This window comes from Paenibacillus sp. FW507-14B1B (assembly GCF_058781425.1).
On sequence record NZ_JBYSWS010000001.1, the window covers coordinates 1,699,051 to 1,722,324 of the forward strand.

The window sequence follows — 23,274 nt, forward strand, 5'->3', positions numbered from 1 at the left end:
AAGGCATGTCCCTGGCAGATTCATGTGAACCTGAGGGACATGCCTTTTTGGGTTATCGATCTATTATAAATTCATTTCGACTACTTGCCCTTTATCTACACTTCGCGAGACATCGACTAATCGCTGATTCCGACTTCCTCGGAAAGGTAGGGAAGTATCTTTCTCTCGTTCATAAAACTTGCCGTCAACGATGACATCACACATTAAAGCTAAGTTTTTAAGCATCGGTTGCTTCATTACAGCTTCGAATGTAAAGCCAGTGTAAGCCCATACGTCTTTATCTGGACATTTTCTCTTGAAGTCTGACAAAAAGTCAGCACATTCTTCCGCCGAGAAGAACGGATCACCTCCACAGAGTGTAATTCCGTCAAGTAGGGGATTAGTGGCAATCTCCTTCAAAATCCGTGACTTCAACTCTTCAGTAAAAGGCTCACCCGCTTCAAAATCCCAGGATTCCTGATTGAAGCACCCAGGACAAGCATGGCGGCAGCCGCTGATGAACAGAACAGCACGTACACCTTTGCCCTCATTTATACTTTCCGGAATATAGCCACAGATGTTCATTGGTGCTTAACCCGATCTTCAACTTCAGCCTGTTTAGCTGAATTGAAACGTTCCGTATAGTTACCCGTTAAGTATCCCGTTACCCTGCGTAGACGGTGGAACAGCACCTTGTCCTCACCCACACCACATTCCGGACATGTGGATCCGATAATCCCCTCATAATCACAGACAGGACAACGGTCCAGTGGGTGATTGACCGAGAAGTAACCGATGTCTTGCTTAAGTGCGAACTGTACAATGCTTTTGAAAGCCGCTGTATTTTGCCGGGCATTTCCATCCAGTTCCACATAGGATATAGCACCTGCATTACATAGCTTGTGAAATGGTGCTTCCCACTCGATCTTCTGAAAAGCCGCTACAGGATAATATACCGGGATATGGAATGAATTTGTATAATACTCCCGGTCGGTTACACCAGGAATCTGGCCATAAGTGCTTCGGTCCATCTTTGTAAATTTTCCGGATAAGCCCTCTGCTGGTGTGGCGAACAGCGTGATGTTCAGATTGTATTTCTCACTCATTTCATCACAATAGACACGCATACACTTGATCACATCAAGCCCGAGCTCTCTTACCTTCTCATCCTCGCCGTGATGATATCCTGTCAAAGCTTTCAAACTTTCCGCAAGTCCAATAAAGCCAAGTGCGAGCGAACCGTGCTTCAAGAGATCAGCTACCTTGTCTTCAGGAGCTAATTTCTCTCCACCTTCCCACACACCTTCACGCATCATAAAATCAGAGGCCTTTGCCGGCTGCTTGGCTTGAATCTTATAGCGATGAATTAATCCTTCAACAGCGATTCTCATATAGTGCTCCAGGCTTTGAAAAAATCCATCCAAATCCGCTTCCTCACGTTTACCCAAAGCTATGCCATGATCAATTCCTAGACGTACCAAGTTAATCGTATTGAAGGATAGATTCCCTTTTCCACTAAGACGATTCCTACCAAACCGATCAGAGATGGTACGTGTCCGGCAACCCATCGTTGCAATGATGGTATCCGGGTCCTCCGGACGGTAATAGGGCAGATTGAAAGTCGCATCCACATTGACAAAGTTCGGGTATAAACGACGACTGGAGCATTCTATTGCTTTTAAGAACAGATCGTAATTGGGGTCCCCTTCTGACTGGTTAATTCCTTGCTTGCACTGGAAAATATGTTGTGGAAAAATCGGAGTTTCCCCTCGACCAAGTCCCTTCATCGTCGCTTCAAGCAGCGCATGCGACACCAGCCGTCCTTCCGTAGAAGTGCACATTCCATAATTTAATGAAGTGAAAGGAATCTGGCCACCGGCCCGGCTGCTCATCGTATTCAGATTATGAATGAGAGATTCCGCCGCTTGCTTCGTTTCGTTCACCGTCTCCTCGTAGGCGAATGAATAAGTACGCGGGAATTGTTTTTGCAGTAAAATATTATCCATTATGAGTTCTTCATCCAAGAGATCCGACCCTGAATTCAACTCTCCTTCACCTAGATAGTTCAGCCCTTTCCGAAAATGCTTACGGAAGGACTTCCCTACATACGGTGCTAAATCCCAATCGATCTTATTGCCCGATACTCCGCCAAATTGGCTGTTCTGCTGGGATTGGAATATGATTGCAACAAGAGCCATAGCGGTCATAATACTCTGTGGTGAACGCACTGAACCATTTCCGGTATTAAATCCATTCGCGAGCAATCGATCAAACGGAATAAAGATACAGTTCGTTGTTCCTAAAGCATATTGATCCAGGTCATGGACGTACACATATCCGTTTTTTAACGCTTCTTTTAGATCGGGTGGTAACATGAACGAACTTGCCATCCACTTAGCATATTCCGAACCGATCCGGCTCATTTTCCCGCTGAAAGATTCCCCGTTCAGATTCGCATTTTCCCGGAGCAAATCCATGTCCTTTACACCGATAACATCATTGCTGATCTTGTACAGCTCTCCACGCTTCATACGTTCCAGATCGCGTGCCTCACGGTATTCCTTATACGCTTTAGCCGTATTCTCGTGTCCGATCTTCTTTAAATACTGAATAACGAGATCCTGTATGGCTTCAACCGATATTTGATTCACGCTGCTTGTCTCGTCTTCAACCATCTTAGCAATCCGAGATGAGGCATCCTCTTTAGTTATTCCTTCTACGGCCTCAAATGCTTTGTCTACCGCTCTCATAATTCGTTTAACATCAAAATCAACCTGTGTTCCATCTCTTTTAATAACTTTCATGGTTATTCTCTCCTCCTACTACTAAAGCACAAATAAAAAGAAGCATGCTGCCGCTTAGGTTTACGGTAGACATGCTTCATCCAAGAATCCGGTATATAAATCAAGACAGACCAAGATACCTATTCCTACCTGAAACACCCTCCTATCAACCGTAGGCAATACAGTGTTGTCATAATGGCAGGTATCTGGCTTCAGTACATTTGGAAAGAGATGTTCAGGCTCGTACTATTCTTTCGCGAGTACCTGTTACAGTGGCGGGACCGCTCCGGATTCTCACCGGATTCCCTTTTAAGATCGGAACGTATCCGATCACCATTAATCACTATATGTAGTTGTCATATCAAAAGATATAACAATATATAGGTGATTAACTGTAACAATAATCACAGTGCCTAGTTAACTTCTGTCGGCATAGGCGTTGGCGTAGGCTTTGCATAGCCCGTCTTGTACTTCTCATCAATAGCATTACGGATTTCAGTTAGGCTTTTTCCTTCACTCTTCATTTTGGCAGATTCAACAGCGATCTCAAGACAAACGCCGCAACGTGTACCATGATCATCCCACACAATGCTGCCATCTTCTTTAACCTCATCAATAAAGCAATTCAAGTTGCTATCATGCCCAGCGCTTTCTCCACATCCGCAATAACATGGAATCCATGGGAGTACATCTTTCACCTGAGCAGCGAGCGCATAAATTGTCCGGAGTTCGTCACTTTTTCCATTCAAAAAAGTTGGCAGATCTTTAGCAGATGCTGTCATCTCCTGAATATCCCCGTTGGCAAGAGTCGTCTGTCCCGCATGCTCATGAGTAGCTTCTGTCCCTGTTTTGGAATTTGCCTCGCCTTTACCTTCAGTTTTACCAGCACCACATCCACTCAGAAGTAGACCAGCAGATAGCATCAGAATCACAAATTTTTGTTTACGCAAACTCTTCATCCTCCCCAAATGAAATATAAAACAAATAATTTAGTAGAGTACTCTCATGCTTTATGTTGTTATCGCTAGTCCCGCCCATGCTCCTGCAAGTCCAAGGATTAACGATATAAAAACATATAATAAGGTTTCTGTGTAACGTTTGTTTCCTGCCAAGGAGATTGCCTCATAACCAAATGTTGAAAAGGTAGTAAAGGCACCGCAGAACCCTATTCCTAAAATGCTATACATCACTTCAGGAATCCGCTCAGCAGAGCCGGCGAGTATCCCAAGAATGAAAGAACCTACCACGTTTACAAGCATGGTGGCCCATGGAAAAGAACCTCCTGCTCTTTTTCCAATCCAGATGCCAACGCTATAACGAGCAATTGCCCCAAGGACACCGCCTAACCCAATCCATAAGATCATGTCGTCTCACCTTCTCGTGCTGATCCCATCGTTCGTCCCAACCAAACACCGATCAGAGACATGAGTAGTCCGCCGATGACACTAAGCATCACATAGAGCGCAGCTACGAGCATATGGCCCTGACTAGACAACCTTACAGTATCCACCGTAAATGTAGAAAATGTTGTGAAAGCTCCTGTAAAGCCCGTGCCTATTAGCAACCGAATCTCAGCAGAAATCCGGGTGGAACGTAAGCCATAGGTTAAGAACCAACCCAGAAACAAACACCCCATCAGATTAATAAGTAGGATAGCAGCCGGGAATCCGCTGGCTGGCAGTGGAACTATTTCACCCAGACCATAACGACATAATGTCCCGGCAAATCCTCCCGCACCTACGAAAAGCAAGTTTTTGTTCATACGAAATCCCTTCCAATACGATTACATGAATCCCCTGTTAATCATCCTTACGCAAACGCTGATTGTGCGAAATCTTAGCCTCGTTGCCCTGCTCGGTCGCTTGGTAAAATACACGACGTGCCAGCTCTTTAGGCAAATAATCCTGCTTCACATAATGCCCAGGGAAATCATGAGGGTACTTGTATCCTGCATGTCCGAGCTTCGCGGCTCCTTGATAATGGGTATCCCGCAAGTGAAGAGGTACCTCTGCTGATTTAAGATCTTCAATTGCAGAAGTGGCGCGCGAAATAGCCGTATATACCGCATTTGATTTCGGGCTCTCTACTGCAAAAAGAATCGCCTGCGCAATGTTCAACTTCGCTTCAGGCCAGCCGTTATGACGGTAAGCATCTAATGCACTGACAGCTTGTACCATCGCCTGTGGATTGGCTAGACCGATATCCTCACTACTGGCGGCAATCAACCGTCGAATGAACACCATCGGGTCCATGCCCAGCTTCTCTACTGCATACAAAAACCAGAAAAGTGCTGCATCACTAGAACCACGTATACTTTTATGGAAAGCAGATAATACGTCGTACTGCGTTGACTCATCGGCTCGAACCGTTGGACGCCGAATGGATTCCTCGGCCACTTCGAGCGTAATATGGACCGTTCCTTCCTTAGTTGGAGGTGTTGTCATTGCTGCCAATTCGAGTGCATTTAATGCCCTTCGAATATCACCGTTCGCCATCGAAGCAATGTGCTCAAGTGCATTCTCGTCAACCTGCAGCTGCATAAACCCAAGTCCTCTAGCCTTGTCCTGAAGCGCACGCCTCATAGCAATAAGGGAGTGTTCTCTTGTTAGCGGCTCCAGCTGGAACAAAGTCGAGCGGCTCATGAGAGCCCCGTTCACATAATGAAACGGATTCTCGGTTGTGGCACCGATAAAAATGATAGTCCCTTTCTCAACTGCAGGTAGCAACGCATCTTGTCGGGAACTGTTGAACCGATGTACCTCATCTAGAAACAGAATGGTTTTGGTACCGTACAAGGACTTGTTGCTCTGAGCTTGTTCAATGACCTCACGTACCTCTTTCACTGTTGCCTCTACCGCATTAAGTCGAACAAACTCGCCTTGCGTATGCTTCGAAATGATGTGAGCTAGCGTTGTCTTACCACAGCCCGGCGGACCATAAAGTAAAATGGATGATACCTGATCCGCTTCTATTGCGCGCCGAAGCAGTTTACCTGGTCCTACTATATGTTCTTGTCCAATATATTCATCGAGGTTTGAGGGACGCATCCGATCAGCCAGCAGCCGGGAATCGCGATCCTCTTCACGACCGAGAGAGAATAAATCCATCATTACACATCCTTGCCTATAATCATCATTGAAAACTATGATCTTGATTCTGTTACTTATCATATCACAATCTGGTAATCACATCGCCACTGTAAGCAAAGCCTAAATTCTAATAAATCCCAAACTTTTCTGGATGATCACTCGTTTAGGGACAAACTTACCTGCACACAATCTAGCCTATAATGTACCCAAATATATGACAAAAGAGGGAATAGAGAAATGAAAAGACGATCACTGAGGATCATCGTCCTCATTGCACTAATCATACTCATTGCCGTTACACTTTACCGATTTATAGATAATTTAGGCCAGTCTTATCAACAATTGGGTCTAACTCAATACAAAGAACCGGTGGTTGTCTAAACCACCGGCCCCCTCGTAAAGCAGCTAAATCAAGTTCTTTTGTTAGCTGCTCACTCAATTGATTTTTTCAACTTAAACGCCTTCTGGCCATCCCTGTGCTGCAATTTCTGGCTGTTCAGGGACAATATAAGATGGAAGCTGTTCTCCATGCAGTAACCACAGTTCATGAAGTGCACGCGTACATCCAACATACATAATCTTGGCATCCCAAGCCTTTTCTGCATAGTGCTCACGGTCTGCATCCGCTACAATTACAGCATCAAACTCAAGTCCTTTGGAGAGATATACGGGTAGCACAGACAGGCCGCCCTGATATGTCTGCTTGCTTCCATCAATCAGATGAAGGTCTGGCCACTCCTCAGACAATATACGATGCAGCTCCTCCGCTTCACGAAGCGTACGAGTCAAGATTGAAACCGTCCGATAATTACCCTTCGAAATCAGATGACGCAATGACAGCCTAAGATCCTGCACCCGACTATCCACTCCTGTATAAGGGATTAGACGGACTGCGTCTCCACTACGAAATACAGGTACAGCGAGGAGGTCACTGCCAACTCCTCTTTCAAGTATTCCATTTGCAAACTCGATAATTTCCATTGTTGAACGGTAACTTCGTGTCAGTGCGAAATATGCTCTGTGCTCTTCATCAAACAGTGAGCTCATCTCTTCCCAAGCATGAACCCCTCGGTATGCATGAATCCCTTGAGATAAGTCTCCTAAAATCGTAAAAGAATGTCCTCTTACGAACTTATCAAGGAGCGCCACCTGGAATGGAGAGAAATCCTGCGCCTCATCAATAACGATATGGTCAAACCGCTGCTCACCTGTAATTTCATTCATTAAGCAGTGAAAATACAGCAGGGGTGTAAGATCCTCTTCCCTGACAATGTTATTCTTCAGGTCTTTACGTGTCAGCTTCAACACTTCTGTAGGAATCTCGGATTCAAGCTCCTGAGGCCATAGTCCAGTTGTTTTCGAAGCACCAAACAGCTGCTTATATAACACCAATGGCTCAAATTTCGGCCATTTTCCTGCATAAGATTTCTCACGCTGAGAAGCTTTTTTCTTTCGCTCTTTAAGCAGATGTGAAGGTGTTTTCTTAAGTTCCATCTCCACCCACCGATGCAGTCTGGCGAGCACACGCTCTTTCCGTTTGGCTAGCGGATATGGTTTATATTCTTCGTTGAACCATTCTTCAATCGTTTCACGCTTGAGAACAGCGCCATCCCATGGGGAGAAATCTCCTTCGGGTAAAGCATTTGATTCAATCGATTGAACACAGCGCTGAATCAATGTCATCAATCTTAATGATCCCTTGTAACGTCCACGTACATCATCATTGATATCCGGAGTTCCCTTGCCAGTGGGTGTCTCGAACCAGTAAGACAAGGTTTCAGACGTATCACTGTTCGTCATAGTAATTTCCAGCAGTTCAGATGCCCAATCTCCAAATGTGCGCTGCTGAATATCCCCAACACCAAGCTCAGGAAGCACATCCGATATGTAATCCAGGAACATATGGTTCGGCGCGAAAATGATCATTTTTTCCGCAGATACCTGCTCTTTGTATTGATACAATAGATAAGCGAGTCGATGCAATGCGACAGTTGTCTTTCCGCTTCCCGCAACCCCCTGGATGATCAAGGCTGTATTCTTGGCCGCACGGATTATCTTATCCTGCTCTGCTTGAATCGTTGATACGATATCCCGAAGCCTATTATCCTTGTTCTCCCCAAGTCGGTATACCAGAAACTCATCCGATACAGCAAGGCCTCCACCTTCACGGTTATATGTGTCGGATACGCGCTCTAGGATCTGCTTACGGATGACCACATTTCGTTTTAAATACACTAATCCTTCAATTATTCCATCTGGAGAGTCGTAAGAGGCAGCATCATTTCCTCCCGTAAAAGAGTAAAACAGGCTGGCAACAGGTGCCCTCCAATCAATTACCATAGGAAGTTCACCTGCTTCTTCCCGATCAAAACCTACTTTCCCGATATACAGAGGTGTTGCCTCTGATTTTCCACTCTCTTGAAAATCCAGTCGTCCGAAATAAGGCTCTGGCTGGCCCTTTCTCAATGCTTGTCGTCTTTCCTCTCGACCTGCTTCGAGTACTTGCTCTGTAAAGTCATGCCCGGTATAAACTGGGATATCCTGCAGTCGCTTAAGCTGCTTATTAATCTCTGTAATCGCTTCTTCTAATCTCTGTTTCTCTTCTTGATAGGCACTTTGAAAAGAGTCCGTCAAATTCAGTTACCTCCTAAGAATTATTTTTTCTATTTTGTGGATTGACACAAAAAGGATACCAATTGTAACACACCTTGCCGCAATATACTACTGACACTCCTCAGCGGGATCATTCCTGAACCAGCGTCATCTGTTTCTAGTGTATCCCCCTTGGGGGACAGAAAGACGCAGGTCCGTCTACCACGAACGCTGCGTCTTCACATGTAAACCTCAGAACTCAGAGCAATGACACTGTACATCTTCTGCTCTAGTTTCTTAAATCTTTTAAATTATAGACCATCTGCTAAGATGAAAGCCCCGCTCTTTCGAGTAATTCTTTCACTGTAACACTAACCATAATCAGGCCTGCTACCGGCGGCACAAACGCATTACTTGCTGGCGGTTGCTTAGCCTTTCGAATTTCAGGTGCATTCTCAGGAACGATCTTGTCGGTAACATCCTGACGGGGTTTCATCGGTTCTTCTGTTGAGAATACAACCTTAACCCCTTTCTTGATGCCTTCCTTACGAAGTTTCGTACGAACAACTCGTGCAATAGGATCCATCGAGGTCTTCGATATATCTGCTACCTGGAACTTGGTAGGGTCCATCTTATTCGCAGCACCCATGCTTGAGATCATCGGAATGCCACGTTTCAGACATTCCTTAATGAGATGCACCTTATAGATGATGGTGTCTGAAGCATCAAGTACGTAATCCAGATCGTATTTGAACAATTCTTCATACGTCTCATCCGTATAGAACATGTTAAGGGCGATTGCCTCACACTCCGGATTGATCAGCTTCACACGCTCAACCATCAAATCTGCCTTTTTCTGACCCACTGTTGTTGTCAATGCATGAATCTGGCGATTAATGTTCGTAATATCTACAACATCTTTGTCGATTAGGATAATACGGCCAACCCCAGTACGAGCAAGAGCCTCAACCGCCATCGATCCAACTCCGCCTATGCCTAGTACGGCTACCGTGCTATTCTTCATAACCTCGAGCCCCTCAGGCCCGATCGCTAGTTCCGTACGAGAAAATTGATGCAGCATTTTAAATACCTCCTAACAGGCAAGAAACGGCTGAATTACAGCCGTTCCCCCCAAGTATTGATCTGATATTTATGACTTCTTTTCTTCAACTGGCTTTTTCGCTACCTTGATATGAAGCTGCTCAAGCTGTCCTCCGTCTACCATAGAAGGAGAATCCATCAGAAGGTCTGTAGCACTTGCCGTTTTCGGGAATGCAATCGTCTCACGTAAGTTAGTGCGTCCTGCAAGAAGCATAATGAGACGGTCAAGTCCGAATGCAATACCACCATGTGGTGGTGTACCGTATTCAAATGCGTCCAACAAGTAACCGAATTTCTCGTTAGCTGTCTCAGGGGATAGGCCGAGTGCTGCGAACATTTTTTCTTGAATGTCACGCTTATAAATACGCATGGAGCCGCCGCCCACTTCATAACCATTCAATACGATATCATAAGCTTGTGCACGAACCGCAAGTGGATCTGTATCGAGCAATTCCAGATCTTCGTCATTTGGACGAGTGAACGGATGGTGCTCTGCCACATAGCGCTTCTGCTCTTCATCATAACTTAAGAGTGGGAAGTCTAGTACCCAAGCGAATTTGAATTCATTATCATCAATCAGACCGAGCTGACGACCGATTTTAAGACGGAGTGCACCAAGCACATCAGCAACAACTTTTTTGTTATCTGCAGAGAATAACAGCAAGTCTCCCTCTTCTGCTCCTGTACGCTCTTTAATCGCTTCAATCTCCTGCTCCGTAAAGAATTTCACGATAGGTCCTTTGAATTCTCCTTCTTTTACTTGAATCCAAGCAAGACCTTTCGCTCCATAACGAGCAGCATATGGTCCAAGATCGTCAATCTCTTTACGTGTCCAAGTACCGCAGCCTTTAGCGTTAAGACACTTCACTTCGCCACCTTTTTCGATAACGGAAGCAAATACTTTTACACCACTTGTAGCAACGATATCATTCATTTCGATCAATTCAAGACCAAAACGAAGGTCTGGCTTATCGGAACCGTATTTACCCATAGCGTCAGCATAGCTAATACGCTGGAATGGTGTTGCCAATTCAACACCAATGGTTTCTTTGAACAGTCGAACCATCAGCTTCTCCATCATGTCCAGAAGATCATCGCGATCCATGAATGATGTCTCAATGTCGACCTGTGTGAATTCCGGCTGACGGTCAGCACGAAGGTCTTCGTCACGGAAACAACGAGCAATTTGGTAATAACGTTCAATACCGCTTACCATCAATAGCTGTTTATACAGCTGTGGGGATTGTGGCAGTGCGAAGAATTCACCTGCATGAACCCGGCTTGGTACCAGATAATCACGCGCACCTTCTGGAGAGCTCTTCGTCAGAATTGGTGTTTCAACATCCACAAAACCTTCTCCATCAAGGAAGTCACGGAACACTTTAGATGCTTTAGAACGAAGCATTAGTGTCTTCTGCATTTCTGGACGGCGCAAGTCGAGGTAACGGTACTTCAAACGAAGCTGCTCGTCCACTTCTACCCCATCTTCAATGAAGAATGGAGGTGTTTTAGCCGCATTCAATACTTCGATTTCAGTCACTTGAACTTCAATTTCGCCTGTAGGAAGGTTAGGGTTTACCGTTTCAGCCGCACGCTTGACCACTTTACCAGATACAGCAATTACATACTCCGTACGTACTTTATCAGCTGTATTCAATGCGTCGCCAGAAAAATCCGGGTTGAATACGACTTGCATAATTCCACTACGGTCACGAAGATCGATGAAGAGTACGCCTCCCAAGTCACGACGAGTCTGTACCCAGCCGTTTAACGTTACGGTTTCTCCAATGTTGGCGGTCGTTAATTGACCGCAATGATGCGTCCTTTTCATGATTCCATCATACCCCTTTATTTATAATTAAGCCGATACGGCAGGCTAACCAATTTCCTTATGCAATTCTTCCAACTTAACCGTGCGCTGCTCTCCAGTTTCCATCGATTTTAGCGCAATTTCTCCACGAGCAAGCTCATCATCGCCAAGAATTGCTGTATAACGAGCTTGAAGACGGTCAGCAGATTTCATCTGGGCTTTCATCTTACGTCCGAGATAGTCACGCTCTGCTGAGAGACCAGCATTACGTAAGCTGTACGTCAGCTTCGTGACTTCTTCTTCCGCGGCTTCACCGAGAGCCACAAGATACACATCGAGTGGTTTGATAGCGTTCAGCTCAATATTCTGGTGTTCCAGAATCAACATGATCCGCTCGAGTCCAATACCAAAACCAATGCCCGGTTGATCTGGTCCACCGAATTGTCCAACCAAGCCGTTAAAGCGGCCGCCACCACCTACGGTGTCAATCGCTCCAATCCCTTGAGCTTTAAATTCAAAAGCGGTGTGGGTGTAATAGTCAAGTCCACGAACAAGACGCGGGTTGATTTCATAGTCCACTCCCATGGCGTCAAGGTATCCCTTCACCTTTTCAAAATGAGTGCTGCACTCTTCATCCAGACTATCGAGAATCGATGGTGCTCCATCGAACTTGTCCTGATCCTTCTTGCAATCCAGTACTCGAAGTGGATTACGCTCCATACGGGACTGACAATCTGAGCACAGATTCTCTCTCATCGGTGTCAGGAAAGATAAGAGTCGGTCTCGGTAAGCTGCTCTTACTTCAGGAGTACCCACCGAATTGATTTCTACCTTTACGCCCTGAAGACCCAGTTCTTTCGTAAAGGAATATCCAAGTGCGATTACTTCCGCATCAATTGCTGGATCAGCAGCTCCGAACACTTCCACCCCAAACTGGTGAAATTGACGATATCGACCTGCCTGCGGGCGCTCGTATCGGAACATCGGAGCGATGTAATACAGCTTGGTAACATCAGGCTCACCATACAGTTTATTTTGAACATAGGCGCGAACGACTCCTGCTGTTCCTTCAGGGCGTAGCGTCATGCTGCGGTCGCCCTTGTCCGTAAAGGTGTACATTTCCTTTTCAACGATATCCGTCGTTTCACCCACACCGCGCTCAAACAATGAAGTCTGCTCGAACATCGGTGTGCGGATTTCACGGTAGTTGTAGCGACGACATAAATCACGTGCCTTTTCTTCAACAAACTGCCACTTCTCGACTGTACCCGGCAAAAAATCCTGTGTGCCTGTCGGTTTCTCAAACTTGATATTCGCCATTCGTTCTTCCCTCCATTATTCCTACCAATGAGCTTCAACTAAAAACTGACTTATATATTTCTATCTAGAAATACTAAAAAATCTCTCGTCCCTGTGTTGTACATTCAACAACAACAGGGACGAGAGATTGTTATCAACAGAAATCTCCCGTGGTGCCACCCACATTCCGGATTCATCCATATTTGATCAACAATGATCATAAATTCTAAGGATTAGGCCGCTTCAAACCGGATAACGCTCGGTAAGCGCAGAATCGGCTACTACATTTATCTACCCGTAATACGGGTATGTTTCGCCGTCTGTTCTCGGGGAGGTCATTCGTCCACTCATCAAGGGAATCCTTACAGCCAAAGGGGTTCCTCTCTGGATCTTGTGGGGATGGAGTACTTAGTCCCGTCATCAAATCAGTATCGATATTTATATTTTACCCAAAACATTATATTTTTAGATTGTAATGAACCGCCGTACTAAAGTCAAGAAACTTCAACAATTTCTTTCTATAAAAAAAAGAAAGACCTACAAACCGATGTTGTAGGTCCAAAACATTATATAAAAAAGGGGGTCATGCTGTTATTATAAACAGCCAATATTAAGAGAACATGATACTAATATTACAGTTGTATTACAAGTCTGAAAGCGGTATCTATAACGAAAGCAAAAGCCCCTGGCAAGACCCTAAATAGAGTCAACCAGAGGCTTTTAAGTGTCTATGTTATAAGCAATTATTCAAATCGCTCAATAAACGCCTGATTTTTCCGAAGCACCTGAACCACTTCGTCATAATCAGCATCATTTACTTTAGCTGACAAAACATACTTCAGATCGTCATAATCCGAATCCGTTAATTCTGCATTATCCACCCAATCATCGTGCTCTGGAGCAGGAAGATCCTCAGAGCGCTCTGTACCCGGTAGCACATTTGTCCCGACAATGGCGCCTGGAGATACAGGTGCACCACCCACTGGACCCGAGCCAGGAGCCGTACCACCTACTCCTGAAACGTTCCAGGGTACAAGCGGCACAATAATATTCGCAGACCTGCCAATTGCATCTTGAAGTTGTCCAACTTCCAATTGATCGATATTATACGTCTGAAGCGTTGTTCTAGCTCCTTCCGCTTCACTTTCTGTCCTAAAGTATGCTTGAATTTGTTTAGACATGTCCATTCCTCCTTTTTTTCAAAACCATGTTGAAAATCGGGTATTGCATGAACAAGAACAAGCCTGGTCAGTGATTCGTCACAGTACTTTCAGCAATTCACGTACGAACGCAGGCTCATCCTTCGGTGTACGTGAAGTGATAAAGTTACGGTCAACGATGACTTCCTCATCTTTAAATGTTGCGCCCGCATTGACCATATCATCTTGAAGTGGTGGATATGATGTAATCGTGCGCCCCTTCAACAGATCGGCACTCGCCAAAATTTGCGGACCGTGACAGATCGAAGCAATCGGCTTGCTTGCCTTATCAGCCTCACGTACAAACTTCAAAATATGGGAATCCAGTCGTAAATTCTCCGGAGAGGATCCACCTGGAATGACCACCGCATCATAATCTTGAATACTTACATCAGCAATGGCTTTATCCGTTGTGTAAGTTACTTTACCTTGTTTACCTTTTACCTCTTGGCCTTGTTTCAGTCCGATGATATCTGCCTGATGTCCGGCTTTCTTCACTTCTTCATAAGGAACCTGCATTTCGGAATCTTCAAATTGATCAGCTAGTAAAAAAGCTACTCTACTCATGATGTTAAGTCTCCTTTCGCTATCGTCCTTGCCATCTTATTACCCTGTTGTGATTTTTTTATAACAGAAATTCATATAAATAAATCTGATTCAACCTAATAGCAATAAAAAAAGCTGCCGTATAGGCAGCACTAATAAAAAAATAAAACCCAGTTCTACCTTCTCGGCAGAAGAATCCGATCACTTGCTCTGACTTCCGTTTTCCATAACGGATCAACGGGTACAATTACAGATCGGTTCAGACCCTCTGTTTCTCTAACCCCACTCGATTCAAGAATAGATACAGCACGATGCAGAGCCGATTTAGGGGATTGTCTCATAAGTTAATAAATCTCCTTTACACTGTGATTCAAACATTCACCTCTGTTTCACAGCATGTCCAGTTATCATTAACCTATGCGAACATTAATCTATATCCCCTACGGATTACGACTATCGATAATGATTGTCACAGGGCCAGAATTGGTTAAAGAAACATCCATCATCGCCCCGAATACTCCTGTCTCCACTTGCAAACCTTTGCTAGCCAGCTCGCTATTAAAACATTCATACAGCTTCTCAGCTTGCTCTGGTCTAGCTGCCGACATAAAGTTAGGACGTTTCCCCTTACGACAATCACCATATAATGTGAACTGGGATACGGATAGAATTGCTCCACCCACATCTAGCACACTAAAGTTCATTTTTTCCTCATCATCTTCAAAAATCCGCAATCCCGCGACTTTATCCGCTAAATATTTCGCGTCTTTCTCCTCATCTTCATGGGTTACACCTACCAAGACCATAAGCCCTTCCCCAATGGTTCCTACAACCTCTTCGTTAACTGTCACTTGTGCATTCTTACATCTTTGAATGACGACCTTCATAGAAATCAGACCCCTTATCATAAAAATAGCGGGCCAACCTCCTTTATAAGGAAGCCAGACCGCTTAGTAATCATTGCACAGCGAATGAGCCGCCTAGCCCGTACATCTATCACTGCATAATTCGGTGAACGGTGTAAACATCCTTTACACGTTTAATCCGCTCTACAACCGATTGCAGATGATCTGTATTGCGAATGAGTATGGTCATATGAATCATGGCCATCTTATTCTTATCCGATCTGCCTGTAACCGCTGAAATGTTCGTTTTGCTCTCAGATACAGCTTGAAGCACTTCGTTCAGAAGTCCATTACGGTCATGACCAGTCACTTCGATGTCCACACTATAGTTCGCTTCGACGGAAGATTCCCAATCAACCTCGATAACGCGTGCTGCTTCTTCACCATCACCCGTAGCAGGTAAGTTGGCGCAATCAGAACGGTGCACCGAAACGCCGCGTCCCCTTGTGACATAACCTACAATGTCATCTCCCGGAACCGGGTTACAACATCTTGCAAAACGGACAAGTAAATTGTCTATGCCCTTGACGCAGACGCCATTCGTAGGACGGCTCCGTTTCTCTGGAGGAGCCTTGATCTCTTTCATCTCGGATGTCAACTCAAGCAGGTTCGCTTCTTCCTGCTCCTTACGAAGCTTCTCAGTCAATTTGGTACAGATCTGAGCTGCCGTAATTCCTGCGAATCCAATGGCGGAGAGCATATCCTCAATATCATTAAAGGCAAATTTCTTGGCAGCCTCAATCAACTTATCGTCACTCATCCAGTCCGATGGTTCCAGGCCAAGTCGCTTCAATTCACGCTCGAGCATATCTCGGCCCTTTTCAACGTTCTCTTCCCGCTTTTCTTTTTTGAACCACTGTTTGATCTTGCTTCTCGCATGTGACGATTGTGCAATTTTCAACCAGTCTTGGCTCGGCCCATAGGAATGCTTAGAAGTCAAAATTTCAATGATATCCCCTGTTTTGAGCTGGTGATCTAGCGGAACGATCCGTCCGTTCACCTTAGCCCCTATTGTCCGATTACCAACCTCGGTATGAATACGGTAAGCAAAATCAAGCGGAACCGATCCAGCCGGTAGCTCAATAACCTCACCTTTTGGTGTGAACACAAACACCAGATCCGAGAAAAAGTCCATTTTGAGTGATTCTACAAATTCCGATGCATCCTTCGCTTCATGTTGAAGCTCAAGAATTTCACGGAAGAAGGTCATTTTATTATCAAAGTCTCCTGCTCCAGAGCCTTCTTTATATGCCCAGTGAGCGGCAATACCGAATTCCGCTGTACGATGCATATCAACAGTTCGAATTTGAACCTCGGTAGGCTCACCGTTCGGACCAACTACCGTTGTATGAAGCGACTGATACATATTCGCTTTCGGCATCGCAATATAATCTTTAAACCTTCCCGGCATAGGCTTCCACAAGGTGTGAATGATACCTAATGTCGCGTAACAATCCTTGATATTATCTACAATAATTCGAATCGCTAGTAGGTCATAGATCTCATTGAATTGTTTGTTTTTGACGGACATTTTGTTAAATACACTATAAATATGCTTCGGTCTACCAGACAATTCAGCTTGAATACCCATTTCGTCTAGCTTCTCTTGAATACGTTCGATAACGTTATCAATGAATTGCTCGCGCTCTGCACGTTTCTTATGCATCAGGTTAGCAATACGATAATATTGCTGAGGATTCAAATACCTGAGCGCAATATCCTCCATCTCCCATTTAATTGCTGAAATACCGAGACGGTGAGCAATAGGGCAGAAGATCTCCAGAGTTTCATGTGAAATACGACGCTGGCTTTCCTCAGACTGGTACTTAAGCGTACGCATATTATGAAGACGGTCTGCCAGCTTTATAACGATCACGCGGATATCCCGAGCCATCGCGATGAACATTTTGCGGTAATTCTCGTTCTGTTGTTCTTCCTTAGAACCAAACTTAATACGTTCCAGCTTGGTTAATCCATCCACCAACATAGCGCAAGTATCGCCGAACTTCTCGCGGATTTGCTCAAGAGAAACCGTTGTATCCTCAACGACATCATGCAATAGCGCAGCAATAATAGACAGCGCGTCCATCTGCATATTGACAACGATGTCGGCTACCGCGAGCGGATGAAGAATATAAGGTTCTCCCGATTTCCGCACCTGCCCATGGTGGGCTTGCTCCGCAAATTCATAAGCTTCCTGAATACGGAGAAGATCGGGTTCTTTAATATAGGCGCTAGCCTTCTCGAGTAATCGCTCTATGCCCATTCTTAGTCCTTCTCTTCCCTTTCTATATAAAATAGAACCCGCCCTTTGTCAAAACGTGCAGGTTCCCTCATCGAATGTTTTCCTATTATTATGACGCTTACTACCGTTCACGTCAACACTGTAGACCTGGTAAATACGCTTAACATCAAGCTTTAACGATAATTCCACCCTTATTTCCCGTTCAAGACTCTCCAAGTTCTTACAAGCCTGTATTTTTTGCCGAATCCCCATAAAAAATGTTGTTGAAAAATCAATCAATTGTATTTAATCTATTAAAGATCGTAAAAGAACGGTAGCTATGTATAAAAGTCCTAGAGGAGTGAATTGTTTTGCAACGCGAAATTCAAGTAAATGAAAAGCTTCCATTTGGACCCGGATTCTTGCTAAGCTTACAGCATTTGTTCGCCATGTTCGGAAGCACTGTCCTCGTGCCGAATTTATTTGGAGTCGATCCTGGCATGATCCTGCTCATGAACGGAATCGGTACACTGCTTTATATTTTGCTCTGTAAAGGGAAAATCCCAGCCTATCTTGGGTCAAGCTTCGCTTTTATCTCGCCTGTACTTATCGTAATTAATAAGAATCCAGGTGAGAACTACGGGAAAGCACTGGGAGCCTTTATCGTAACAGGAATCATCTTCTGTATCGTTGCCCTAATCATTAAATATGCAGGTACCCGTTGGATTGATTTTGCATTTCCTCCGGCTGTCATGGGGGCAGTTATTGCAATGATCGGTCTGGAGATTGTACCGGTCGCAGCCAAGATGGCGGGCTTCATTCCTCCAAGTGATCCCACTGAAGCCGCTAACTGGTCCATTGATCCAACTACAATTTCGATATCGATGATAACACTTGGGGTAACCGTTTTGGGTTCTATCTTGTTCCGTGGGTTTCCTAAAATCATTCATATTCTGATCGGTATCGTTACTGGTTATACTTTATCCTTCGTACTTGGTGTAGTAAATGTTGATAACATTAAAGAAGCAAGTTTTCTATCCGCACCTCATATAACAACACCTGTGTTTGATTGGGCAGCTATCTTCACTATTATTCCCGTTGCACTAGTCGTCATTGTGGAGCATATCGGTCATCTGCTCGTAACAAGTAACATCGTGGGTAAAGATCTGTCGAAAGACCCTGGCCTTCATCGCTCACTCCTTGGTAACGGAATTTCAACAATCCTGTCTGGCTTTGTAGGCTCAACACCCAACACAACCTATGGTGAAAATATCGGCGTTATGGCACTGACGAAGGTATATTCTGTACGCGTCATTGGCGGAGCAGCTGTAATCGCCATCCTACTGTCCTTCTCAGGCACGTTCTCTGCTGTCATTGCTAACATCCCCGATCCTGTTATGGGTGGGGTTTCACTGCTTCTGTTCGGTGTAATTGCAGCTTCTGGTCTTCGCATTTTTGTTGAACAACGTGTGGACTTCTCGAAAGCAAGCAATATGCTTTTAGCTTCGCTTGTCTTGGTTGTCGGAGTCAGCGGAATTACACTCAAGATTGGTGATGTTGAACTGAAAGGAATGGCACTGGCTACGATCGTTGGTATGGTCCTAGCTATACTGTTCAGACTTTTCGAAATCTTAGGTCTCTCTAATGAAAAGACAGAAGAACCTACGGTTGATAAAATTACAGACTAATAACAGGAAAGGCCCCGCACCTAAATCATAGGTGCAGGGCCTTTTCGTTATTATTTCCCGGGAAAATCCGATAATATATGACGCTGCTTACTCGTAATGCATCAATGTAAATACATCAATTCCCTCTAATTTTTCACGACCATTAAGCTCATTCAGCTCAATCATAAACGCCGCTCCAACAACATTTCCTCCTAATTGTCGTACGAGATCAACAGAAGTAGCGATGGTTCCACCTGTTGCGAGCAGATCATCTGCGATCAGAACATTTTGACCTTTTTCAATCGCGTCGATATGCATTGCCAGTTTGTCTTTACCGTACTCTAGATCATAACCAACTTCAATCGTTTCATAAGGCAGCTTACCGCTCTTACGAATTGGTGTGAAGCCAACGCCTAATGCGTAAGCTAACGGAGCTCCTACGACAAAACCACGTGCCTCAGGTCCAGCGATAACATCGATTTTAAGATGTTCAACCATCTTTTTTAATTCATTAATTGCATTCCGATACTCTTCACCATTCTTAAGCAATGTTGTGATGTCTTTGAAGCTAATCCCTGGTTGTGGAAAGTCCGGGATCACACGAATATAATCTTTAAAATCCAATAAAATCTCCTCCTAGGTCAGGTGACTGACGATTACGATGCACCTTTTGATCGGGTTATCATCCAATGGGTTAGTTGCGCGGTGTTTGCGTGCAGCAAATGCTGCTCCATTTCTGCTAACTCATTCAACTCCCTGAAATGACAGGAAGCATCCAACGGTTTTTTGTCCGGTTTCGTTATAAAAGTAATCATTCCATTAGAGCGCTCAATAAATACCAATTCCTCGAATACATCGAGTACTTTTATTAACATTCGATGTGAAAGTGAAGATTGTCTATTCATCTGCGCAATAACTTCAGATTCGGACACTGGCTTTGAACCTAAACCGGCAAGCATAATATAGAGCTTTTTAAACTGATCCCGTGTCGGTATTTGCAGAGAGTTCTGCTTATTACGGAGCGGATGCAGTAGAAATATATTTGGCACGGAGTGAAACGTTGACAGTAATGTATCAAGCTGTCCTGCGCTCTCCGGTACGTCCAGCACAAACAACACTGAAATGGACTCACTGCCGCCCTCTTCTGCGACTGAATTCATCGGCAAAATGCCAGCATTCCTATCATATACCCAAAGGGACAAATCATTCAAATGACTTTTTATAGCATCTTTTGAATTTTGTGCGAATACAACTGCTGAGTGAACAGCGGAGCAATGAATATGAGGCTCCAGCACTTCTCTAAGGCGCTTTAACTCTTGAATCGGATCTTTCGAGCCACGGAAATCGAAAACCTGCTGATAGGGCACACTCATGTCTTGTATCATAAGCTGTGGTTTTCGATTTCCATTCCATTCATTTACCGATAATTCACCAAGCACATCCACCTTCGTTCCCTCAGGTAGGACATCGGCAAGATGACCTAAACCAAAGGCAACAGCCTCCAGTTGATGTCCACTCTGTTGAAAGCGTAGCTTTAGATGTTTATTCTCTTTGCCCATTTTACGAACATCTTTCACTTCCAGACCACGAAAGACTACCTTTGGAATCGGATTGGACATGCCAAAAGGTCCGAGCACCTCTAATTCATCAATGACTGGCAGTGGAACGTCCGCAATACAGCATTCCAGGTCTGCTTGGTACACCGGTATAAAATGTTCTTCGTTCAACACGCCATCCGCAAATGAACATAAACTATTCTCGAATTGTTCCAATTGACTAATATGAAGACTCATTCCTGCCGCTGCAGGGTGACCTCCAAAATGGTGCATAAGATCCTTACAAGAATGCAGCGCTTCATAAATATCGAAACCAGGAATAGAGCGAGCAGATCCTTTACACTCTCCAGTTTCGGCGTTAATCCCGAGTATAACCACTGGTCTATAAAATCTCTCTAATATTTTGGAAGCTACAATTCCGACGACACCAACATTCCAGCCCTCTCCAGCCAGTACAATGACTGATGGAAGCCTGTCATACCCCCATCGACTTTGAATCATGTTCATCGATTCTTGAACGATTTGCTCTACGACCTGCTGTCGATTCTTGTTCAGAGCATCAAGTTCCCAAGCCAATCGTTCTGCTTCATCTTGAACTTCTGTCGTCAGAAGTGTCACTGCTCTGCCTGCATGATCGAGACGCCCGCTAGCATTAATTCGTGGAGCCATAGCGAACGCTACGTTGAGAGCTGTAACCTGTTCTACATTCACTCCACCAACCTCTAAGAGAGCTCTTATTCCGGCATTCTTAGTCCGTCTCATGGAGTGCAGACCATTCTTCACCAGAACACGATTCTCGCCAGTCAGAGGCATTAGATCCGCAATCGTCCCAATAGCTACAATCTCAAGCCACTCTAGCGGAGGATTCCCCACAAGCGCCTGTGCTAACTTATAGGCTACACCTACACCTGCCAATCCCTTGAAAGGATATGGGCAAGCAGGTATTTTCGGATTAATAAGTGCATATGCGTCAGGAAGCTGTTCTGGAGGCTCATGATGATCCGTTACAATAACATCCATCCCTAACTCATTGGCGTACGCTATCTGTTCTACTGCACTAATTCCGGTATCTACAGTAATGACAAGGCTAACACCTTGTTGGTGAGCCCAATCTAACGCATGGTTGTGAAGTCCGTAGCCTTCATTGGAGCGATGAGGAATATATATATCATAAGAGGCACCTAGGTAGCGCATCAGGTTGATCATCAGTGATGTACTGGATACACCATCAGCATCATAATCGCCATATATTAGAATATGCTCATGCTCCTCTAATGCCTTCCGAATCCGAGGGACCGCTTCGTTCATACCGAGCATCAAAAATGGATCATGCGTCAGTTCAAACGCTCCATTCAAGAACACTTCTCCATCCTGTGATGAAGTAATTCCTCTAGCAGCCATTAATGATGCTATGAGAGGAGATACCGAAAGCTCACTTGCAAGCTTGCCGGACACCTCAGCATCTGGAGATAGCATTTGCCATTCATACTTGGAATATAGCACGAAATTTCACCTTTCTTTACACTGCAATACTGTTCTTACTGATCTTCATGAAAAATCACTGTGGTAGTGTTGGAAGATCGTTATCCACCAAATCATAATTTGATTTATATGGATAGCCCGGTTCGTATGGAACTACACTTACATTTGCATTGATTACGTGTACAAACCGGTGTAGTAGCAACTTTCGGATTCGATCCGCAATTTCATGGGCTTCCCATACGGTAATACGTGGATTAACGCTGACCTTCACGTCAATATTCACCTGACCCTGACGTATTTGGCCATACTCTTGCACCTTTATATCCTCAACAGTAATTACACCATGGACTCTCTGAATGGTATCCATGTAATCAGCATGATGCTCATGAAGAGGCTTCTCAGTGAATGTATTGTTTATGGAACTTGTGACTAAAATATAACCTTTTCGGAGCACTAGCAAGGATACTATGAGAGCTGCAATCGAATCCATATATAACAGAGTGTGGATCTCATAATATGAACCAACTCTGGATAGGAAGAGACCGCTCAGAACAGTCAATGAAGAGTACAGTCCGAAACGGTGATTTTCAGAGTGTGCCTTTAAGCGTTGATCACTTTTCTTCTTAGACTCACGATATTGATATTGGAAGACAATTTCGTTCACACCTAGTGAAATCAGTACAGCTATAATTGCCTCCAAACCAGGAGCTTCTGGTGTTCTTGTTGAGAGATGCTTTACAGCTGAGACAGCGATTTGTAGTCCGCACACCAATATAATTACAGCAAATAAGATAGACATAAAAGGCGCAGCATGTTCTTCAGATAGTTTTTGCTTACGATCAGATAACTTCGGTCTCCCTAACCAGGGAAGACGGTCTGCAAGCAATGTAGCTGCATTCGAGGCGGAATGTAGCGCATCGCTCATAAGAGCCATACTTCCGAAAAAATACCCAACTACTCCTTTGCCCACAGCCACAGTAGAATCGCTTATGATACCAGACCAAACGGCTGTATCCGTATGAGACAATCGTTCGTTATTCAC

At 44.6% G+C, this 23,274-nt stretch carries 20 protein-coding genes and 1 riboswitch; of the genes, 2 read left to right on the top strand and 18 right to left on the bottom strand.

Translation table 11 applies throughout. The features are described 5' to 3' along the window. Nucleotides 1-63: 63 nt before the first annotated feature. The 6 genes from nrdG to AC3WJJ_RS08095 all read right to left on the bottom strand — a co-directional run bounded on the left by nrdG (nucleotide 64) and on the right by AC3WJJ_RS08095 (nucleotide 5,869). The gene (nrdG, locus tag AC3WJJ_RS08070) at nucleotides 64-564 is read right to left on the bottom strand and encodes an anaerobic ribonucleoside-triphosphate reductase activating protein (RefSeq protein WP_492539463.1); all 501 of its coding nucleotides are present in this window, start codon (nucleotides 562-564) and stop codon (nucleotides 64-66) included. Continuing rightward, on the bottom strand, nucleotides 561-2,783 hold the full coding sequence (locus AC3WJJ_RS08075; protein ID WP_492539465.1) for an anaerobic ribonucleoside triphosphate reductase: 2,223 nt from the start codon (nucleotides 2,781-2,783) through the stop codon (nucleotides 561-563). The genes nrdG and AC3WJJ_RS08075 overlap by 4 nt, the downstream gene beginning before the upstream one ends. A gap of 159 nt (nucleotides 2,784-2,942) precedes the next feature. Next, a riboswitch (cobalamin riboswitch) is annotated at nucleotides 2,943-3,116 on the bottom strand. Between the two features lie 59 nt (nucleotides 3,117-3,175). Then, nucleotides 3,176-3,721, bottom strand: coding sequence for a PCYCGC motif-containing (lipo)protein (locus AC3WJJ_RS08080; RefSeq protein WP_492539467.1), 546 nt, complete (start codon nucleotides 3,719-3,721; stop codon nucleotides 3,176-3,178). 51 nt (nucleotides 3,722-3,772) lie between these two features. Beyond that, entirely contained in the window at nucleotides 3,773-4,126 is a 354-nt protein-coding gene (crcB, locus tag AC3WJJ_RS08085) for a fluoride efflux transporter CrcB (RefSeq protein WP_492539469.1), read from the bottom strand. Next, the gene (crcB, locus tag AC3WJJ_RS08090) at nucleotides 4,123-4,524 is read right to left on the bottom strand and encodes a fluoride efflux transporter CrcB (RefSeq protein WP_492539471.1); all 402 of its coding nucleotides are present in this window, start codon (nucleotides 4,522-4,524) and stop codon (nucleotides 4,123-4,125) included. Before crcB (AC3WJJ_RS08090) ends, crcB (AC3WJJ_RS08085) begins: the two co-directional genes overlap by 4 nt. A 37-nt stretch (nucleotides 4,525-4,561) precedes the next feature. Continuing rightward, a complete protein-coding gene (locus AC3WJJ_RS08095) occupies nucleotides 4,562-5,869 on the bottom strand; it encodes a replication-associated recombination protein A (RefSeq protein WP_492539473.1) in 1,308 nt (435 codons plus the stop codon). Nucleotides 5,870-6,088: 219 nt separating this feature from the next. On the opposite strand from AC3WJJ_RS08095, the gene AC3WJJ_RS08100 reads away from it, so the two are divergent. Beyond that, nucleotides 6,089-6,232, top strand: a complete 144-nt coding sequence (locus AC3WJJ_RS08100; RefSeq protein WP_492539475.1) for a hypothetical protein — start codon at nucleotides 6,089-6,091, stop codon at nucleotides 6,230-6,232. A gap of 72 nt (nucleotides 6,233-6,304) precedes the next feature. Here the strand turns inward: AC3WJJ_RS08100 and AC3WJJ_RS08105 are convergent, their stop codons facing one another. The 9 genes from AC3WJJ_RS08105 to AC3WJJ_RS08145 all read right to left on the bottom strand — a co-directional run bounded on the left by AC3WJJ_RS08105 (nucleotide 6,305) and on the right by AC3WJJ_RS08145 (nucleotide 17,569). Continuing rightward, entirely contained in the window at nucleotides 6,305-8,485 is a 2,181-nt protein-coding gene (locus tag AC3WJJ_RS08105; protein ID WP_492539477.1) for a HelD family protein, read from the bottom strand. Between the two features lie 283 nt (nucleotides 8,486-8,768). Next, on the bottom strand, nucleotides 8,769-9,524 hold the full coding sequence (locus AC3WJJ_RS08110; RefSeq protein WP_422660206.1) for a tRNA threonylcarbamoyladenosine dehydratase: 756 nt from the start codon (nucleotides 9,522-9,524) through the stop codon (nucleotides 8,769-8,771). A gap of 69 nt (nucleotides 9,525-9,593) precedes the next feature. Continuing rightward, complete coding sequence (aspS, locus tag AC3WJJ_RS08115; RefSeq protein ID WP_422660205.1) at nucleotides 9,594-11,375, bottom strand: aspartate--tRNA ligase; 1,782 nt, start codon at nucleotides 11,373-11,375, stop codon at nucleotides 9,594-9,596. A 45-nt stretch (nucleotides 11,376-11,420) separates the two neighbouring features. Continuing rightward, nucleotides 11,421-12,665 carry a histidine--tRNA ligase gene (gene hisS / locus AC3WJJ_RS08120; RefSeq protein ID WP_492539640.1) on the bottom strand — a complete coding sequence of 415 codons (1,245 nt, stop codon included), beginning with the start codon at nucleotides 12,663-12,665 and terminating at the stop codon, nucleotides 11,421-11,423. A gap of 731 nt (nucleotides 12,666-13,396) precedes the next feature. Further along, a complete protein-coding gene (locus AC3WJJ_RS08125; RefSeq protein WP_492539480.1) occupies nucleotides 13,397-13,834 on the bottom strand; it encodes a hypothetical protein in 438 nt (145 codons plus the stop codon). 78 nt (nucleotides 13,835-13,912) lie between these two features. Next, nucleotides 13,913-14,419 (bottom strand): type 1 glutamine amidotransferase domain-containing protein, encoded by a 507-nt coding sequence (locus AC3WJJ_RS08130; protein ID WP_492539482.1) that lies wholly within the window; start codon nucleotides 14,417-14,419, stop codon nucleotides 13,913-13,915. Between the two features lie 155 nt (nucleotides 14,420-14,574). Then, nucleotides 14,575-14,739, bottom strand: coding sequence for a hypothetical protein (locus AC3WJJ_RS08135; protein WP_492539484.1), 165 nt, complete (start codon nucleotides 14,737-14,739; stop codon nucleotides 14,575-14,577). 99 nt (nucleotides 14,740-14,838) lie between these two features. Further along, on the bottom strand, nucleotides 14,839-15,285 hold the full coding sequence (dtd, locus tag AC3WJJ_RS08140) for a D-aminoacyl-tRNA deacylase (RefSeq protein ID WP_492539485.1): 447 nt from the start codon (nucleotides 15,283-15,285) through the stop codon (nucleotides 14,839-14,841). 109 nt (nucleotides 15,286-15,394) lie between these two features. After that, nucleotides 15,395-17,569, bottom strand: coding sequence for a RelA/SpoT family protein (locus AC3WJJ_RS08145; protein WP_492539488.1), 2,175 nt, complete (start codon nucleotides 17,567-17,569; stop codon nucleotides 15,395-15,397). 329 nt (nucleotides 17,570-17,898) lie between these two features. Here AC3WJJ_RS08145 and uraA point away from each other — a divergent pair, with 329 nt between their 5' ends. Continuing rightward, the gene (gene uraA / locus AC3WJJ_RS08150) at nucleotides 17,899-19,215 is read left to right on the top strand and encodes a uracil permease (RefSeq protein ID WP_492539490.1); all 1,317 of its coding nucleotides are present in this window, start codon (nucleotides 17,899-17,901) and stop codon (nucleotides 19,213-19,215) included. Nucleotides 19,216-19,302: 87 nt separating this feature from the next. Here the strand turns inward: uraA and AC3WJJ_RS08155 are convergent, their stop codons facing one another. From AC3WJJ_RS08155 to AC3WJJ_RS08165, 3 genes are read right to left on the bottom strand one after another with little or no spacing between them, the layout of a single operon-like run. Then, nucleotides 19,303-19,818, bottom strand: coding sequence for an adenine phosphoribosyltransferase (locus AC3WJJ_RS08155; protein ID WP_422660198.1), 516 nt, complete (start codon nucleotides 19,816-19,818; stop codon nucleotides 19,303-19,305). Between the two features lie 32 nt (nucleotides 19,819-19,850). Further along, nucleotides 19,851-22,253 (bottom strand): single-stranded-DNA-specific exonuclease RecJ, encoded by a 2,403-nt coding sequence (gene recJ / locus AC3WJJ_RS08160; RefSeq protein WP_492539492.1) that lies wholly within the window; start codon nucleotides 22,251-22,253, stop codon nucleotides 19,851-19,853. A gap of 55 nt (nucleotides 22,254-22,308) precedes the next feature. After that, nucleotides 22,309-23,274 carry a cation diffusion facilitator family transporter gene (locus AC3WJJ_RS08165; protein WP_492539494.1) on the bottom strand — a complete coding sequence of 322 codons (966 nt, stop codon included), beginning with the start codon at nucleotides 23,272-23,274 and terminating at the stop codon, nucleotides 22,309-22,311.